Genomic DNA, 16,664 nt, shown 5'->3' with positions numbered 1-16,664 from the left:
TTTGACTGAGCGAAAAACGCCCCTCGCAAAGCGATTTGCGGGGGGTTTTCTTATGCCAAATGTTGGCTTTCGATATGATGAAACCGCCCCGTCTCATCCTCGCCCATAAGGGCCAATGAGGCGACCTCAAAGGGCTGCGGGATCACAGGCGCGAAATGCGCATGCAGACGGGACACCAGATCATTAGCCTCGGATTGTGGCAGGCGGCCTGACAAGGTCAGATGAAAGCGGAATTCTTCCATCACATAGGGATAGCCCCATGCGACCAACATCTCCTCCTGACGGGGGGTGAGGTTGGCTGATCTGCGCTTGGCCAATTCCGCCTCGGATGCCGGCGCGCGAAACGGATCCAACCCTTTGACCATCGTTGCGGCCAGCTCTTGGAGCGCGGGATTATGACTTGCGGGGACAGCGGCGACAAAGCCCCCCAAACGGCGGATTTCCAAAACGGGGATTTCAACCCGCGATGTTGCTTTGCACAATTCCCGGAACCTTGCCGCAAGGTCATGGGCGCTTTGACCTTTGGCCAGTTTGAAAGGTGGCTTGATCGTTGCGTGAAACCCATATTTGCGGGGGGTGTCGGTGATTTGTGCGATGGGCCGCGATAGGCCCGCAAGCTCGGGATGCGTGCGCGCAGCGCCTTGGCGGCTGCACCAGCCCAACCAATCCGCCCCAAGGCGATAAAACCCGCCATCGGGCAGAAAATATACCGCATATCGGCTATAGTCGGACATTCCGCGTTCCCCCTTTTGGCTTGGGGTCGGCCTAGGTTCTGCGTCCTGATTTGGCAATGATTAATTAACCAATAAGGTCTATCCTCTGGTTGTGGCAGATGGTGGACACCCCCCCTTTGGGGGTGCTGTCCCAAACACCGCTGCCCTTGGCCGAGTTTCACTTACCCGAACGGGGGATCGGTCGCACATATCATGGTTTAATCCTAATTCCGCTGCAAGGCATGCGCTATGGTCGCCCCTAATTCGTAATAGACCGCGCGCAATTGACCAAATCCCGTTACCGATTTTTGCAATGGTGGCATCGGCCAGAGGTTGCGGTTTTGTTGTAAAAGGGCCTGCGCGGCCGCTGTGCCAAATACGGTTCCAGGGCCTATCCCGCGCCCTGAATATCCAAACACCGCCGCACCATTTGACCTGATCTCCAAGACTTTGGGAATATGGTCGCCCGTCATGGCGATACGCCCTTGCCAGATATGGCTAAAGCCTTGACCTGCCAATTGCGGGAAGGTTTGCGCCAATTTGCGCGCTGCCCACGCGTGATGCGTGCCGCCCCCAAGCCGCCCTTCAACATTGCCAATCGCGCCCAAAATCAGGCGCCCTGCCGCATCCATGCGGAAGGAACTCATGACCATTGCCGTATCCCATGCCCCTTCACCGCCCGCTAGAATTTCGGCGCGCAAGCTCTGCGGCAGGGGTGTCGTGGCAAATTGGCTATAATAAACGGGGATGAAGTTGGGCCTGTAACTGGAAAATCCGGCCGTGTGATAGGCATTGGTGGCAATCAATGCGGATTGCGCGGTGATCTCGCGCCCTGCCGCGCGCGCCACCCAAGCACGGCCCTGATGGGTTAAATCTTCAACTGTGAGGGGGGCAAAGATCTGTGCCCCTGCCGCTTGGGCCGCGCGGGCAAGCCCGCGTGCGTAAGCCAGAGGTTGAATCGTGCCAGCACGCGGATCAAACAGCGCGCCTGCAAAGTTAGGGCTGCCCGTGCGCGCGGCGGTTTCCTCGACATCAAGCAGCTGCAAGGGCGCGCCATATTGGTTGCCTTGGCGATGGCGGGTTGTCAGATCATTGAACCCCGCCGCGTTATGGGCAAGGTGCAAGGTGCCGTTACGCGTGGCTTCGCAGGCGATATTCTCGCGCGCAATCAGATCAAAGACACGGGCAGGGGCCGCGCCAAGCGTATCAATCAGCGCTTCACCCGTTTTGACGCCGAGGGTTTTAATTATCTCCTTCGGCGGCAACCACAGGCCTGCGTTCACAAGGCCCACATTGCGCCCCGATCCGCCATGGCCGATCTCTTGCGCCTCTAGAAGCGCGACCTTGGCGCCCATGCGTGCGGCCTCTAATGCCGCAGAAAGGCCAGTGAAGCCGCCCCCGATGATCAAGAGATCAACCGCGCTTGGTAAAGCGTCTGCGCTGTCGGCTGTCACCTGCTCGCACGCGGTGCTATGCCACAGATTGCCCTTTGATCCAAAAGCCCCAGACGCCTGCATCGGCGCGCCCCTTTGTAATTAGAAAAACGCCTGAAGCCCTGTTTGCGCGCGCCCCAAAATCAGGGCATGCACGTCATGTGTGCCTTCGTAGGTGTTGACCGTCTCAAGGTTTTGCGCGTGCCGCATCACATGATACTCAGCCATGATCCCATTGCCGCCATGCATATCCCGTGCATCGCGCGCAACGGCCAAGGCTTTGCCGCAATTGTTGCGTTTGATCAGGCTGATCAATTCGGGCGCACAGCTACCCTCATCCATCATGCGGCCTGCACGCAAAGCCCCTTGCAGGCCAAGCGCGATTTCCGTCTGCATATCGGCCAGCTTTTTCTGAAACAGCTGTGTTTGCGCAAGAGAGCGGTCGAATTGGCGGCGGTCGAGCCCATATTGGCGGGCGCGATGCCAGCAATCTTCGGCGGCACCCATCACCCCCCACGCAATGCCATAGCGCGCGCGGTTGAGGCAGCCAAACGGCCCCTTCAGTCCCTCGACATTTGGCAAAAGCGCATCTTCTGGCACGGCAACCTGATCCATCACGATCTCTCCCGTGACCGAAGCCCGCAAGGAAAGTTTGCCCTCAATCTTGGGCGCAGACAGGCCCTTCATTCCTTTCTCAAGGATGAAGCCGCGGATCTTGCCGCCATGGGCCTCCGATTTTGCCCAAACGATAAAGACATCCGCGATAGGTGCGTTGGAAATCCACATCTTTGCGCCGTTCAACACATAGCCATCTGCGGTTTTCGTGGCCGTGGTTTTCATCCCTGCGGGGTCAGAGCCCGCTTCGGGTTCGGTCAAACCAAAGCAGCCAATAAGCGCGCCGCTGATCAGTTTGGGCAAATATTTTTGTTTTTGTGCCTCTGACCCGTAAGCATGGATCGGGTAGATCACGAGGCTTGATTGCACGGACATCATCGAACGATATCCAGAATCGACCCGCTCGACAGCGCGGGCGATTAAGCCATAGCTGACATAGCTTGCGCCAATGCCGCCATAGGTTTCGGGCACAGTTGCGCCCAAAAGGCCCATTTCTCCCATCATGGGAAATAGTTCAGGCGCAGTGGTTTCGTTCAAATAAGCTTCGGTGACGCGGGGGGCGAGGTGGTCTTGGGCAAAGGCCTCGGCGCTTTCGGAAATCATCACTTCCTCAGGCGCAAGCTGCGCTGCCAGATGAAAGGGATCTGCCCACTCAAAAGCCGCGAGAGCAGGGCCTGATTTTGCGCTGTGACCATCTGGCATCGTTACGTCCTCCAAAGCAAAAAACATATGGCCGACATTGCCGCGAAGCGCGGCAAGGTTCAACCCATGCGCACCCGCCCAATAAGGGCAGAAAGCGCAAAGAACAGGGCGGCTGCACAGACAATGCTTGGCCCTGTGGGGGTGTCATAGGCGAATGATCCCCAAAGTCCAAGCGCCACCGATACCACCCCAATCAGCGAGGCCAAAATGGCCATCCCTTCTGGGTTGCGGGCCAAGGGCCGTGCCGCTGAAGCGGGGATGAGCATCAATGCAATGATCAACAGCGCCCCCACCACCTTGATAGCCACAGCCACGCTGATGGCAAGTGCAAGGGTCAGCAGCATATTCTCACGCCGTGGCGCAATGCCACTGGCATGGGCCAATTCAGGCGACAGCGTCACAGTCAACAGCGCCTGCCAACGGCTGAGGATCAGCACCAAAACCACCGCCGCACCAAGCCAGATCACTGCCAAATCAGCACGACTAACCGCCAGAATGTCACCAAAAAGATAGGCCGATAAATCAGCACGCACCCCTTTGGTTAGGCTTACGGCTACAAGGCCAATGGCAAGCGCCGCATGGGCAAAGGTGCCAAGCAAGCTGTCAAGACCGAGTGAGCGTTCCGATAGGCTTGTCACCATCAAGGCCACGATCAGGCAGATCAACAGAACCCCTGTGAAAATCGACAGGTTCAACGCAAGCGAGATGGCAACCCCCAACAGCGCGGCATGGGCCGTGGCATCGCCAAAATAGGCCATGCGCCGCCAAACCAGAAAACAGCCCAAAACACCCGCAACCACAGCGACACCGACTCCCGCAAGGGCGGCGCGGATCATGAAATCATCCAGCATCATTGCACCTTTTCGGGGCTATGTTCGCGGCTGTGAGCATGGCCATGATCGTGATCGTGATCATGGCTGTGGCTATGTTCATGCCGATACAGGGCCAATGCCCCATGCGTGCCCGTTCCAAAAAGCGCGCGATATTCAGGCGCGCTTGCAACTGTTTCGGGGCGGCCTTCGCAGCAGATATGCCCGTTGAGGCAAATCACCCGATCCGAGGCACTCATCACAACGTGCAATTCATGGCTGACCATCAAAACCGCACAGCCTACCTCGCGCCGCAGATCTTCGATTTGGGTGTAGAAGGCGGCAGAACCCGGTTGATCCAGCCCTTGTGTGGCTTCGTCCAAAATCAACAAGGTCGGGCTGTCAAGAATGGCGCGGGCCAACAGGACACGCTGAAATTGCCCCCCTGACAATTCGGTCATCTGCCGCGCGCCCAAATCGGGCAAACCCGCTTGATGCAAGGCGGTTGCAATTTCTGCGGGGCTGTGACGGCGCGGCATCGACAAAAACCGCGCCACAGTCACAGGCAGGCTGCGGTCAATATGCAGCTTTTGCGGCACATAGCCTATGCGCAAATTTTCGGCCCGTGTGATTATGCCCCGCTCAGGCTGCAACGCCCCAATCAAGGCGCGCAAAAGCGAGGTTTTCCCCGATCCGTTCGGCCCCACGATTGTAACGATTTCACCAAGGGCAATCTCAAAATTCACATGATCCAACACCACGCGCCCCGCTTGGCTCAGGCGCAGATTTTGGGTTTTGATCAGGGGCCGTTTTATAGGTGTGTTCATGGCCGTGCCTCGCGGCAGGCGGGGCAGAGCCCTTCCAATTCGACCGAACTGCGTTCAACCGCGAAGCCCAAATTTTTTGCCTCGCTCACCAGCCCCAATTCTGCCTCAGGCCCGCCCGTTTCTGCAACCATATCGCAGTTGCGACAAATCATGAAGGCAGGCATATGCGCCCCCTCATCGGGCAGGGTGCAGGCGATATAGGCGTTTAGGCGCTCAATGCGATGCGCAAAGCCATGGCTGACCAGGAAATCAAGCGCGCGATAGGCCACAGGGGGTTGGGCATTCTGCCCCTCGGCCGAAAGTCGCGCCAGAATATCATAGGCCCCAAGGGCGCGATGCTCCTCAAGCAGGATTTCCAAGACACGTTTACGCTGCGCTGTCAGGCGCAGGCCTTCTGTGGCGCATCGTGCTTCGGCGGCGGCAAGCGCCGAGGCGATGCAGCCTTGATGGTCGTGGTCGTGGAATTGGTTTTGCGACATTGGCGCGCATAACCTTTCATGTTGCCGATTTTCAGTATTGATATGTTATAACATATCTACTAACTCTCACCCCGTTCTAATCATGAGGGTGCGCTGATGTCTATGAGATTCTTACTTGGCACAGGTGTGATTTGCGCCTTTTCAGCGGCAACGCCGTCTGCGGCGGTCGCAGAGGTGCCGAGGGTTGTAACAGATATCGCCCCCGTGCATTCGCTTGTGGCACAGGTCATGGCGGGGGTTGGTGTGCCTGATTTGTTGATTGACCAAGCCACCAGTCCGCATCACTTTTCCTTGCGCCCTTCGCAGGCGCGCGCGCTGCAAGAGGCTGATTTGGTGGTCTGGATTGGGGCCGGCCTTTCACCCGCCTTGTCGGGGGTGATTGCTGATCTTGCGGGGGCGGGGAAAGAGATGGCGCTTTTGTCGGTGCCGCAGACGGATCTCTTGCCCATTCGCGAAGATGCGCGTTTTGAGGCGCATCGCCACAATGATCATGATGATCACGGCCATGATGACCAAGGTCACGATGATCATGACGACCACGGGCATGACGACCACGGGCATGATGATCACCAAGATGGGGGTCACGAAGACCATGCGCATGATGGCGCGATTGATCCTCATGCGTGGCTTGATCCTGACAATGCCGTTCTGTGGCTGACCGCGATTGCCGAGGAATTGGCGGCGGCAGACCCCGACCATGCACAGACCTATCGCAGAAATGCGACAAATGCCGCGCGGCAGGTCGAACAGCTCGCGGATCAAATCGAGGCGGATTTTGCGGCAACGCCGCCGCCCGCTTTCATCGTGTTCCACGACGCTTATCAATATTTTGAAGATGCGTTTGATATTTCCGCGCAAGGGGCCATTAGCCTGTCAGATGCAAGCGCCCCTTCGGCGGCGCGCCTGTCTGAAATTCGCACGATTGTGGCCGAGCAGGGGGTTGAATGCCTGTTTGCAGAGCCACAATTCGACCCAGATATCCTGAGCGCCGTGGCCGATGCGGCCCCTGTCTCAATCGCGGTGATTGACCCATATGGCGGGCATATCCCCGCGGGTGTCGATTTCTACCCCGCGCTTTTGCAGGATTTGGCGACAGGTATTTCGGGCTGCAAGGGCTAATGGCCTAGCGTAGGCCAAGCCGCTTTTTGAGGCTGCGCTTCCAGCGGAACATCAGATGGACGCGCCGCGCATGGCGCAAATCCGCTGCGGTGACGGCGGGGCGCTTGGTGACCGCAATGCGGCGCAAGATCGTCAGGCTGCCTGCGCGTGCCTCAATTTTGAAATCGGAATTATGGGCGAGGAATGTGTCAATCGCCCATCCTACGCCGGGGAATGCCGCGCCGTGATCATGCAGGGCAATAACGCCACCTTTGGTGACGCAATCTGCCCATTGCAAATCAACAGTGACGTAATAGTGACGATGGTCGCCATCAATGAAAACGAAATCAAACATCTGCCCTGACGCGCGGGCAGGATCGATGAAATCTTGGGTCACACCTTTCCAAAAGGTGACCAGATTGGGGTCAATCCCCGCCGATATCAGGTTGCGGGTGATGATATTTTCTTGATCGGGGTAATAGGTCAGCGGATCAATCACAAAAAAATCTGGGCGCGCATCGGGCGCGTATTGCCCCATCATCTCTTTCAACGTGCCGCCCGCCGCGGTGCCAATTTCCAAATGCGCCCCTGAAAATGCAGAATTTTTCAAGGTTTCCATCAAAAGTGCGCGCTCTTCTGCGGTGCATTCGGATTCGAGCGTGGTCGCGCTAGGTCTGGCCATTGTGATATTTCCCCGTAAATCTTGTCTGCGGCATTGCGCGAATATGGCAACAAGTCAAGCGTGCCACCCTTGCAGCCCCTGTCCTGCAAGACTAAGACTCTTGGTAACACTTCGATGATACAGCGCCAAATCAGCAATTAACCCCAGTTGAGGATGCACCATGAAAGATCCGATTGATACCTACATGAACACGCTTGTGCCTATGGTGGTCGAGCAAACCTCGCGCGGGGAGCGGGCCTATGACATTTTCTCGCGCCTTCTGAAAGAACGGATCATTTTCATCTCTGGCCCCATCCATGACGGAATGTCGAGCCTGATCGTGGCGCAGCTTTTGCACCTTGAGGCCGAAAACCCCTCAAAAGAGATTTCGATGTATATCAACAGCCCCGGCGGCGTGGTGACATCTGGCCTGTCGATCTATGACACCATGCAATATATCAAACCGAAGGTCTCGACTTTGGTGGTGGGGCAGGCTGCCTCGATGGGGTCGCTTTTGCTAACCGCAGGCGAGGCGGGCATGCGCTTTTCCCTGCCCAATAGCCGCATCATGGTGCACCAGCCCTCAGGCGGGTATCAGGGTCAGGCGACCGATATCATGATCCATGCACAAGAGACGCAAAAGCTGAAAGATCGCTTGAACCAGATCTATGTGAAACATACGGGCCAGAAATTCGAAAAAGTGGTCGAGGCGCTTGAGCGCGACAATTTCATGGATGCCGAACAAGCCAAGGCTTGGGGCCTGATTGACCAGATCGTGGAAAGCCGCGCAGCCTTGGAAGAGAAATCAGAATAGCACGGGCGGGGCAGATATGACCTCGCCTGATGCAATTTGGCGTTGTGGTGGCGGTTTTGCTGTTCTACGCTAAGAGCCAAAGATGAAACAGGCTCAGATAGTTTGCGGCAGGGGCCGTTCCTGCCGAACCGTTCGAAGGTGATTGAGATGGCAGATTCCGCCAGTGGCGACTCGAAAAATACGCTTTACTGCTCGTTTTGCGGCAAAAGCCAACACGAGGTTCGCAAACTTATTGCAGGCCCGACAGTGTTCATTTGCGATGAATGCGTTGAGCTTTGTATGGATATCATTCGTGAGGAGACGAAATCCTCAAGCTTGAAATCCACTGACGGCGTGCCAAGCCCGCGCGACATTTGCGCGGTTCTCGATGACTATGTGATCGGCCAAGAGCATGCAAAGCGCGTGCTGTCTGTTGCGGTTCACAATCACTACAAACGCCTCAATCATTCGGATAAATCCGAGATTGAATTGGCGAAGTCCAATATCTTGCTGATCGGCCCGACTGGCTGCGGCAAGACCCTCCTTGCGCAAACCTTGGCGCGGATCTTGGACGTGCCGTTCACGATGGCTGATGCGACCACCCTGACCGAAGCGGGTTATGTGGGTGAGGATGTCGAAAACATCATTCTCAAGCTATTGCAGGCCTCTGAATATAACGTGGATCGTGCGCAGCGCGGCATCGTCTATATTGACGAGGTTGATAAGATCACGCGTAAATCTGACAATCCCTCCATCACCCGTGATGTGTCGGGCGAGGGGGTGCAGCAAGCCCTTCTGAAAATCATGGAAGGCACGGTTGCAAGCGTTCCGCCCCAAGGGGGCCGCAAACACCCGCAGCAGGAATTTTTGCAGGTCGACACGACCAATATCTTGTTCATCTGCGGCGGCGCTTTTGCGGGTCTTGAAAAAATCATCGCGCAGCGTGGCAAAGGGTCGGCCATCGGTTTTGGCGCCGATGTCAAAGACAATGACAGCCGCGGTGTCGGTGAAATGTTCAAGGAACTTGAGCCAGAAGATCTGTTGAAATTCGGCCTGATCCCCGAATTTGTGGGCCGTTTGCCCGTGATCGCAACGCTGACCGATCTTGATGAGGCGGCTTTGGTCACGATTTTGACCGAACCGAAAAACGCGCTTGTGAAACAGTATCAGCGTCTTTTTGAACTGGAAGATGTGAAGCTGAAATTCACCGATGACGCCCTGAGTGCGATTGCCAAGCGTGCGATTGAGCGTAAGACGGGTGCACGCGGCCTGCGGTCAATCATGGAAGATATCCTGCTTGATACCATGTTTGAATTGCCAGGCGCGGAAGGCGTGTTGGAGGTTGTGGTCAATGATGAGGCCGTGACGTCAGACGTTCAGCCCCTGATGATCTACGCGGATCGCAAAAAGGATGAGGCCGCCTCCTCGGCAGGTTAAGGTTCAGCGCATCCAATAGCCTGCATTGCGCAGTCTGTTTCGAATAACCTGCTCCTTTCGGGGCAGGTTTTTTTGATCGAACAAGGCCCGCGCCTCACGCCCCTTTCTCTGCGCTGTCACGGGGCAAATCACCATGCTGCCCTTGGCAAGGCCGTTTCGCGCTGCGATAGAGGGGGCAGATAGCAAGGGAATAGGACAGGGGCAAATGGCGGCGATCATTTTCGACCTAGACGGCACGCTGATTGATGCGGCGCCTGATATTTGCGCCACCGCCAATACCGTCTTGGCCGAGGAGGGGGCCGCCCCCATCAGCCTTGATGAGACAAAGTCATTTATAGGCAATGGCGCGCGCGTCTTTGTCGAGCGGATGTCAAAGCTGCGCAACCTGCCTGAGGCGGGGTTTGAGGCGCGCCACCGCCGATTTCAACAGGTCTATGTCGAGGCGCATGATCACACCGTAATTTACGAGGGCGCAGTGGCCGCGCTTGATGATTTGCGCGCCGCCGGGCATCGTTTGGGCCTGTGCACCAATAAACCGCTGCTGCCCACGCAATCGGTTTTGGCGCATTTCGATCTGGACGGCTATTTCGATCATGTCATCGCAGGCGATAGCCTGCCGCAGCGCAAACCAGATCCCGCCCCTTTGCAGGCCGTGATTGCGGCGCTTGGGGTTTCGCCTATGATCTATGTGGGCGATAGCATGACCGATGCCCTGACCGCCAAATCGGCAGGCGTGCCGTTTTTGCTCTACACGGAGGGCTATAATCATGGCCGCTTGGCCGAGATGGAGCGCGCTGCAACCTTCAGCCATCACCGCGATATGGCCGCGCAAATTCAGGCAATTTTGGCCTGTGAGGCCTAAGCCAAACCACCAATTCCATGAGGGGGAAAATGGTGGGCGACCCTGGAATCGAACCAGGCATGGGTCTCCCCGGCGGAGTTACAGTCCGCTGCCGCACCTTGCAGCACGTCGCCCGACGCGAGAGGCGGGATAGCCGCCACAGGCCTCAGGGTCAAGGGCAAATGCGCGCTTTTGGCTTGCAGTTTTTCGCGCAGAGTGATCAAGGTCAGCCATGGCAAAAAAACCAATATGGGTGGTGGAAAAGGAACGCGGCGCAAAGGCGGCTGCGGCCGCTACGATTTGGCTGTTTGGACTGCACGCGGTGCGAGATGCGCTGATGAATCCTGCGCGGCAGAAATTGCGCCTGATTGTTACCAAAAACGCACATGACAAACTGGCCGATGCGATTGCAATGGCCGCGATTGAGCCAGAATTAGTGGATCCGCGCAAATTCAACGCGCCGCTTGATCCGCAATCTGTCCATCAAGGGGCAGCCCTCGAGGTTAAGGCGCTCGATTGGGGCAGTCTGGCTGATCTGGCGTTGTCGGATGGTCACGGGCCCGCGCGGCTGTTGCTGCTGGATCGGGTCACAGACCCGCATAATGTCGGTGCAATCCTACGCTCGGCCGAAGTTTTCGGCGCGCGTGCGGTGATCGCCCCCGCCCGCCATGCCGCGCCCGAAACAGGCGCGCTTGCCAAAACGGCCTCGGGCGCGTTGGAGCGGCAACCCTATCTGCGGGTCAAAAACCTTGGCGATGCGATAGAAGAACTTAAGGCGATGGGGTATATCTGCCTCGGCCTTGCAGGCGAGGCTGAGGATGAGATTGACAGCATCGCAGATCAATATCGGGATCGCCCCCTTGCCTTGGTTCTCGGGGCCGAGGGGCCAGGATTACGGGAACGCACCCGCGAGTTGTGCGACCATTTGGTCAAAATCCCCTTTTTGGGCGAGTTTGGATCGCTCAATGTCTCAAATGCGGCGGCAGTCTCCCTATATGCGGTAAGAGCAAAACCGTAATGAGGAGGGGGTGCCAATGCCCCATGATCGCAAAATTGCCACCTGCTGCTATTGCGGGCGGCGCACGGTTCTGGAACTAACCGCCCGAGGTGGGCATTAACTGGCCTGTGGATCATGTGGCGCGCCTTTGCATGAAATGAAGGCGCTGAAACCCCCAAGCGGGTCAGCGAAATATGCGCTGCCAAAACCGCGCCCCGCTACAGAATTTGGCCAAGGACGCAAGAAATCCGCTCAGAAGAAAAAGAAGAAGCTTTGGAAAAAGGCCTTTGGCGAGATTTTTGATCTGGTCGAAGACATCCTCGACTGATCTCACAAATTCGTGGGCGGGTCTTTTTCGCGCGCTGTGCATTCATATCTTTAACACATGCCAACGTGGCTTCGGAACGCCATGTTGGCCAATGTTACTGTCCCTCGTTCCGTACCTTATCGCCTGCGCGCCTTTGGCCCGCAGGCGTTTTTTTCAGCGGTTGGCTTTCTCGGAAATCCCGCTTTGGCTTGTGCGGCGCTCAAGCTCTGTAAGGACGTCTGAGAGCGCAACATCGCGCGCGGCAAGCATGACCATCAAGTGATAAATCACATCGGCGGCCTCCCGTGTCAGCGCCGCCTTGTCGCCCTTTACGGCCTCGATAATGGCTTCAACCGCCTCTTCGCCGAATTTCTCGGCGGCTTTTTCGGGACCTTTAGACAGGAGTTTTGCTGTCCAACTGCTTTCGGGATCGGCGCCTTTGCGGGCTTCAATCGTTTTCGCCAATTGGATCAGAATATCACTCATGTCAGCCTCATTGGGATGCCTGCCTTGGCCATATGCGCCTTGGCTTCGGCAATCGTATAGGTTCCGAAATGAAAAATCGAGGCGGCTAAAACCGCACTTGCCTTGCCGATGGTCACCCCTTCGACCAAGTGATCCAAATTCCCCACCCCGCCTGAGGCGATCACGGGCACATTCACCGCGTCAGAAACCGCGCGGGTGAGGGGCAGGTTAAAGCCCGATTTAGTGCCGTCCCGATCCATCGAGGTCAGCAAAATCTCGCCTGCGCCTTTTTGGGTGACCAGTTTTGCGAATTCCACCGCATCAATCCCCGTGGGTTTGCGCCCACCATGGGTAAAAATCTCCCATTTGCCTGGGCTGACGGTTTTGGCGTCAATGGCCACGACAATACATTGGCTGCCGAATTTATCTGCCGCGCGGGCCACCACATCGGGGTCTGCTACAGCCGCGGAATTAAAGCTGACCTTATCGGCGCCTGCCAGAAGCAGATTGCGGACATCTTCCACTGTGCGCACCCCACCACCTATGGTCAGTGGCATGAAACATTGCTCCGCGGTGCGGGTGGCCAGATCATACATGGTGCCGCGGTTTTCATGCGTGGCATGGATGTCTAGGAAACACAGCTCATCCGCGCCTGCCTCATCATAGGCGCGGGCTTGTTCGACAGGGTCGCCTGCATCAATCAAATCCACGAAATTCACACCCTTCACCACGCGGCCATCGGCCACGTCCAAGCAGGGGATGATCCGTGTCTTGAGCATTACGCGCCCTCACGCAACGCGGCCAAGGCCGCTGCTAGATCAATCGCGCCATCATAGAGCGCGCGGCCCGAAATCGCGCCTGCAATTACGCCTGTGTCGCGCAATGCGATGAGATCAGCCAATGATGACACACCGCCCGAGGCAATCACAGGCAGTGTGGTTGCGCGCGCCAAGGCCTCGGTCGCCTCGATATTTGGGCCAGCCATTGCGCCATCGCGATTAATGTCGGTGTAGATAATCGCGGCCACGCCTGCATCCTCAAAGGATTTGGCCAGATCGGTCACCATGATATCGGTTTCTTCGGCCCAACCACGGGTGGCCACACGGCCCTCGCGTGCGTCCAAACCCACAGCGATTTGATTGGGGAAGTGGCGCGCGGCTTCGCGCACCAAATCGGGGTTTTCCACGGCCACGGTGCCAAGAATGACCCGCGATATGCCGCGCGTAAGCCACATCTCTATCGTGGCCATGTCGCGGATACCCCCGCCAAGCTGCGTTGGCACATCGACATCCGCCAAAATTGCCTCAACCGCAGCGCCATTAATGGGCGTGCCTGCAAAAGCCCCATTAAGATCAACCAAATGCAGATATTCGCACCCCGCGTCCACAAAGGCGCGCGCTTGCGCGGCAGGGTTGTCGTTGAACACGGTCGCTTGTTCCATTTCGCCTTTGTAAAGGCGCACGGCCTGTCCATCTTTAAGGTCAATTGCGGGATAAAGGATCATCTTATTTTTGGTCTTTCTAAGCGAGATTACGGCGCCCAATTGAGGAAATTTGCAATCAGGCGCAACCCCGCCTCTTGGCTTTTTTCCGGGTGAAACTGCGTGCCGATCACATTGGCATGGCCCACAATTGCGGTGACATCGCCGCCATAGTCACAATGGGCCAAACGATGGGCGGGGTCGCGCATCTCCATGTGATAGGAATGCACGAAATAGGCATGCGCGCCTGTGGCGATACCCTCTAAAACGGGGTGATGTTGGTCGATGACCAGATCATTCCACCCCATATGTGGCACTTTGAGGGCGAGATCATTAGGTGCGATCTTGCGCACATTGCCCGCGACCCAGCCAAAGCCTGTGACGGTTTCATATTCATGGCCCTCATTGGCCAACATTTGCATCCCCACGCAAATGCCCAAAAAGGGAATAGCGCGTTTGGTCACCGCTTCGACGATCGCCTCCTCCAGCCCGTCAATCGCGGCGAGGCCGCGGCGGCAGGCGGGAAACGCCCCATCGCCTGGCAAGACGATACGGCTGGCTGTTGCCACATCCTCGGGGCGGTTGCTGACCCGCACCATGCCTTGGCCCGTTTCGCGCGCCATGCGTTGAAAGGCTTTTTCCGCCGAATGCAGATTGCCGCTGTCGTAATCAATCAGAATGGTGGTCACGGCGATTACAGCTTGCCCTTGGTGGAGGGGATTGCGCCCGCACGGCGGGGGTCTTCTTCCACCGCTTCGCGCAGCGCACGGGCAACGGCCTTAAAGGCCGCCTCTGCAATGTGGTGGCTATTGACCCCGTCAAGCTGTGCAATATTCAGGGTGATCCCCCCATGGGTGGATAGCGCCTGAAAGAATTCGCGCAGAAGTTCGGTGTCGAATGTGCCGATTTTGGGGGCTGTCATGGCCACATTCCATACCAGATAGGGTCGCCCCGACAGATCAAGGGCCGCCCGCACCAAGGCATCATCCATCGGCAAAAGGCAGGCACCGTAGCGGCGAATCCCAGCCTTGTCGCCAACAGCCTCGGCAATTGCCTGACCAAGCGCGATCCCGCTATCCTCGACTGTGTGGTGGTCATCAATGTGCAAATCGCCCTGCGCGCGCAAAGTGATATCGATCATCGAATGGCGAGCCAGTTGTTCGACCATGTGATCAAAAAAGCCGACCCCTGTTTTCACATCATAGGCACCAGTGCCATCGAGATTGATCTCAACCTCAATGGATGTCTCGGTCGTGCTGCGGCTGATCTTTGCGCGGCGCATGGGGCGTATCCTTATCGTGTGCTGTGTCACAGGGGGCTTATAGGCGGATGTGGCTTTCGTGCCAAGCCCGCCAATGCGCGGGACAAATTTACGCGATGTGTCGGTTCTGACACGCAAATCTCGGGCAGATGCGTCCTTTTCCGCCCATTGGTTCGGGGCTCTCGGAAAACCAGAGCGAAATTAATATTTGATCACTTGCCCCATCACCTTAAATTACCCTCCATCACACCGTTAATTGTCTAGGGAGGAAATCGGATGAAACACACGCACAAACTGGCCTTTGCCTTGGCCCTGCTCGCAAGCCCCGTTGCGGCGCAAGAGCAGCTTTCCATCGCCACAGGCGGCACGGGCGGCGTTTACTATCCCATGGGGGGTGGTTTGGCTGAGGTGATCAACAATTACGTTGATGGGTATTCTGCAACAGCCGAAGTGACCGGCGCATCAGTCGAAAATATGGGCCTTGTGGCCACAGGGGACGCGGATCTCGCGATTGGCTTGGCCGATACTGTGTTTCAGGCGCAATCAGGCACAGGTCGCTTTGAAGGTCAGCAGCTTGAGATGATCCGCGGCGTTGCGGTTCTTTACGCAAACCTCGTTCAGATCGTGACCTTGGCCGATAGCGGCATCACCACGCTTGATGATCTGGTGGGCAAGCGCGTGTCAGTCGGCGCGCCCGGTTCGGGCACCGAAGTTAACGCAGAGGCTATTTTGACCGCCAATGGCATTTCCTATGATGACATTGACGAGCAGCGCCTGAACTTTAACGAAACCGCAGATGCATTGGCTAATGGCGATATTGATGCAGGTTTCTTCTCGGTCGGTGCACCAACATCGTCAATTCTGAACCTTTCCACTACCAATTCGATCCGCATGATTGCCCTCAGCGAAGAAGAGATTGCTGCGGCACAAGCGGCTAATCCGATTTTCGCCAGCGCCGCACTGGCGAGCGGCATTTATGAGGGTGTTGATGAACCGGTACCCGGTCTGGGTATTCCCAACGTCTTGGTTGCTTCCTCTGAGATGAGTGATGACACTGTTTATGAGATCACCAAGGCGATGTTTGAAAACGTCGCAGATCTACGCGCCGTGCATCCTGCTGCAAATCAGACTGAGATCAGCTTCACATTGTCGGCCTCTCCGATCCCGCTGCATCCTGGTGCAATTCGGTATTACGAAGAAACAGGCGCAACAATTCCTGACCGTATGCGCCCCTAATGTTAGGGCGTAATGCAAAGGGGTGGCGCATCTGCGCTGCCCCTTTTTTCTCTTTGATCGCAGGGGTGGCGCTGTTCCTATTGCCGCAGACCAGTCGCGCTACATCGCTTGAGGTGAGTTTGGCCGACACTGGCACTTTATTGGTCGAAATTGTCCTGCCTGACCCCGCAGAATGGTGCGTGTTGTGGCGGCATTCCGTCAAAGGGTTTGAAGTGCAAGATTGCTACGCGATGCAGAACGGGCAAATGGTGCTTGTTTGGTCGCATCTGCCAGATTTTGCCGCGGGTCTTGACCATATCATTGGCCGGGGTCGACAAATCTCTGACGGGCAGGGCGGTTATATCATTAAAGACATTAACGAGCCTGTAGCAGGCAATGCCTATATCTTGAGGCCGGGTTCGATGACGGTGGATCACCGTATCCACGCGGGCGCGACTGAAATCTCGCTCTCGCGCATGGCAGAACATCAGCGGGTGCGCATTGCGCTGATCCCGTAACGAAAAAAGGATT

Annotated in this window: 20 protein-coding genes and 1 tRNA gene; 8 read left to right on the top strand and 13 right to left on the bottom strand. The window is 56.8% G+C overall.

The window, feature by feature from the left end; translation table 11 throughout:
- Positions 1 to 50: 50 nt before the first annotated feature.
- The 6 genes from AAC632_RS10840 to AAC632_RS10815 all read right to left on the bottom strand — a co-directional run bounded on the left by AAC632_RS10840 (position 51) and on the right by AAC632_RS10815 (position 5,578).
- Positions 51 to 734, bottom strand: coding sequence for a DUF1045 domain-containing protein (locus tag AAC632_RS10840; RefSeq protein WP_340255300.1), 684 nt, complete (start codon positions 732 to 734; stop codon positions 51 to 53).
- Between the two features lie 203 nt (positions 735 to 937).
- Positions 938 to 2,230, bottom strand: a complete 1,293-nt coding sequence (locus tag AAC632_RS10835; RefSeq protein ID WP_340298882.1) for an NAD(P)/FAD-dependent oxidoreductase — start codon at positions 2,228 to 2,230, stop codon at positions 938 to 940.
- An 18-nt stretch (positions 2,231 to 2,248) separates the two neighbouring features.
- The gene (locus tag AAC632_RS10830; protein ID WP_340298881.1) at positions 2,249 to 3,463 is read right to left on the bottom strand and encodes an acyl-CoA dehydrogenase; all 1,215 of its coding nucleotides are present in this window, start codon (positions 3,461 to 3,463) and stop codon (positions 2,249 to 2,251) included.
- A 59-nt stretch (positions 3,464 to 3,522) separates the two neighbouring features.
- Positions 3,523 to 4,314, bottom strand: a complete 792-nt coding sequence (locus AAC632_RS10825; RefSeq protein ID WP_340260145.1) for a metal ABC transporter permease — start codon at positions 4,312 to 4,314, stop codon at positions 3,523 to 3,525.
- Positions 4,314 to 5,099, bottom strand: coding sequence for a metal ABC transporter ATP-binding protein (locus AAC632_RS10820; protein WP_340298880.1), 786 nt, complete (start codon positions 5,097 to 5,099; stop codon positions 4,314 to 4,316). Before AAC632_RS10820 ends, AAC632_RS10825 begins: the two co-directional genes overlap by 1 nt.
- The gene (locus AAC632_RS10815; protein WP_340255312.1) at positions 5,096 to 5,578 is read right to left on the bottom strand and encodes a Fur family transcriptional regulator; all 483 of its coding nucleotides are present in this window, start codon (positions 5,576 to 5,578) and stop codon (positions 5,096 to 5,098) included. Before AAC632_RS10815 ends, AAC632_RS10820 begins: the two co-directional genes overlap by 4 nt.
- Before the next feature lie 96 nt (positions 5,579 to 5,674).
- Here AAC632_RS10815 and AAC632_RS10810 point away from each other — a divergent pair, with 96 nt between their 5' ends.
- A complete protein-coding gene (locus AAC632_RS10810) occupies positions 5,675 to 6,697 on the top strand; it encodes a zinc ABC transporter substrate-binding protein (RefSeq protein ID WP_340298879.1) in 1,023 nt (340 codons plus the stop codon).
- A 4-nt stretch (positions 6,698 to 6,701) separates the two neighbouring features.
- On the opposite strand, the gene AAC632_RS10805 is transcribed toward AAC632_RS10810, so the two are convergent.
- On the bottom strand, positions 6,702 to 7,358 hold the full coding sequence (locus AAC632_RS10805; RefSeq protein WP_340260148.1) for a class I SAM-dependent methyltransferase: 657 nt from the start codon (positions 7,356 to 7,358) through the stop codon (positions 6,702 to 6,704).
- 160 nt (positions 7,359 to 7,518) lie between these two features.
- On the opposite strand from AAC632_RS10805, the gene AAC632_RS10800 reads away from it, so the two are divergent.
- The 3 genes from AAC632_RS10800 (at position 7,519) to gph (ending at position 10,429) form a co-directional block, all read left to right on the top strand.
- Complete coding sequence (locus tag AAC632_RS10800; RefSeq protein ID WP_340260149.1) at positions 7,519 to 8,151, top strand: ATP-dependent Clp protease proteolytic subunit; 633 nt, start codon at positions 7,519 to 7,521, stop codon at positions 8,149 to 8,151.
- 147 nt (positions 8,152 to 8,298) lie between these two features.
- Positions 8,299 to 9,567 carry an ATP-dependent Clp protease ATP-binding subunit ClpX gene (clpX, locus tag AAC632_RS10795; RefSeq protein ID WP_317655252.1) on the top strand — a complete coding sequence of 423 codons (1,269 nt, stop codon included), beginning with the start codon at positions 8,299 to 8,301 and terminating at the stop codon, positions 9,565 to 9,567.
- A gap of 205 nt (positions 9,568 to 9,772) precedes the next feature.
- Positions 9,773 to 10,429: a phosphoglycolate phosphatase gene (gene gph / locus AAC632_RS10790; protein WP_340255324.1), complete on the top strand. Its 657-nt coding sequence runs from the start codon at positions 9,773 to 9,775 to the stop codon at positions 10,427 to 10,429.
- A gap of 30 nt (positions 10,430 to 10,459) precedes the next feature.
- On the opposite strand, the gene AAC632_RS10785 is transcribed toward gph, so the two are convergent.
- A tRNA-Tyr gene (locus AAC632_RS10785) sits at positions 10,460 to 10,543 on the bottom strand.
- A 97-nt stretch (positions 10,544 to 10,640) separates the two neighbouring features.
- Here AAC632_RS10785 and rlmB point away from each other — a divergent pair.
- Both rlmB and AAC632_RS10775 read left to right on the top strand, forming a co-directional pair.
- On the top strand, positions 10,641 to 11,426 hold the full coding sequence (gene rlmB / locus AAC632_RS10780; RefSeq protein ID WP_340255327.1) for a 23S rRNA (guanosine(2251)-2'-O)-methyltransferase RlmB: 786 nt from the start codon (positions 10,641 to 10,643) through the stop codon (positions 11,424 to 11,426).
- Between the two features lie 127 nt (positions 11,427 to 11,553).
- The gene (locus AAC632_RS10775; protein ID WP_340255330.1) at positions 11,554 to 11,733 is read left to right on the top strand and encodes a hypothetical protein; all 180 of its coding nucleotides are present in this window, start codon (positions 11,554 to 11,556) and stop codon (positions 11,731 to 11,733) included.
- Positions 11,734 to 11,886: 153 nt separating this feature from the next.
- Here the strand turns inward: AAC632_RS10775 and AAC632_RS10770 are convergent, their stop codons facing one another.
- The 5 genes from AAC632_RS10770 to hisB are packed head-to-tail and all read right to left on the bottom strand — an operon-like array spanning position 11,887 to position 14,939.
- On the bottom strand, positions 11,887 to 12,198 hold the full coding sequence (locus AAC632_RS10770; protein ID WP_340255333.1) for a phosphoribosyl-ATP diphosphatase: 312 nt from the start codon (positions 12,196 to 12,198) through the stop codon (positions 11,887 to 11,889).
- Complete coding sequence (hisF, locus tag AAC632_RS10765; RefSeq protein ID WP_340255336.1) at positions 12,195 to 12,956, bottom strand: imidazole glycerol phosphate synthase subunit HisF; 762 nt, start codon at positions 12,954 to 12,956, stop codon at positions 12,195 to 12,197. Before hisF ends, AAC632_RS10770 begins: the two co-directional genes overlap by 4 nt.
- Positions 12,956 to 13,681 (bottom strand): 1-(5-phosphoribosyl)-5-[(5-phosphoribosylamino)methylideneamino]imidazole-4-carboxamide isomerase, encoded by a 726-nt coding sequence (gene hisA / locus AAC632_RS10760; RefSeq protein WP_340255339.1) that lies wholly within the window; start codon positions 13,679 to 13,681, stop codon positions 12,956 to 12,958. The genes hisF and hisA overlap by 1 nt, the downstream gene beginning before the upstream one ends.
- Positions 13,682 to 13,707: 26 nt before the next feature.
- Entirely contained in the window at positions 13,708 to 14,346 is a 639-nt protein-coding gene (gene hisH, locus AAC632_RS10755; protein WP_340255342.1) for an imidazole glycerol phosphate synthase subunit HisH, read from the bottom strand.
- 5 nt (positions 14,347 to 14,351) lie between these two features.
- Entirely contained in the window at positions 14,352 to 14,939 is a 588-nt protein-coding gene (gene hisB, locus AAC632_RS10750; RefSeq protein WP_317655243.1) for an imidazoleglycerol-phosphate dehydratase HisB, read from the bottom strand.
- Between the two features lie 255 nt (positions 14,940 to 15,194).
- On the opposite strand from hisB, the gene AAC632_RS10745 reads away from it, so the two are divergent.
- Positions 15,195 to 16,154 (top strand): TAXI family TRAP transporter solute-binding subunit, encoded by a 960-nt coding sequence (locus tag AAC632_RS10745; protein ID WP_340260155.1) that lies wholly within the window; start codon positions 15,195 to 15,197, stop codon positions 16,152 to 16,154.
- Positions 16,154 to 16,651 carry a DUF1850 domain-containing protein gene (locus tag AAC632_RS10740; protein ID WP_340298877.1) on the top strand — a complete coding sequence of 166 codons (498 nt, stop codon included), beginning with the start codon at positions 16,154 to 16,156 and terminating at the stop codon, positions 16,649 to 16,651. Before AAC632_RS10745 ends, AAC632_RS10740 begins: the two co-directional genes overlap by 1 nt.
- The last annotated feature ends 13 nt before the right edge of the window (positions 16,652 to 16,664 follow it).

Origin of the sequence: Roseobacter sp. HKCC-CH-9351 (assembly GCF_037830295.1) — a bacterium.
GTDB lineage: Bacteria > Pseudomonadota > Alphaproteobacteria > Rhodobacterales > Rhodobacteraceae > M30B80.
This window is presented reverse-complemented; position numbering and strand designations above follow the sequence as displayed.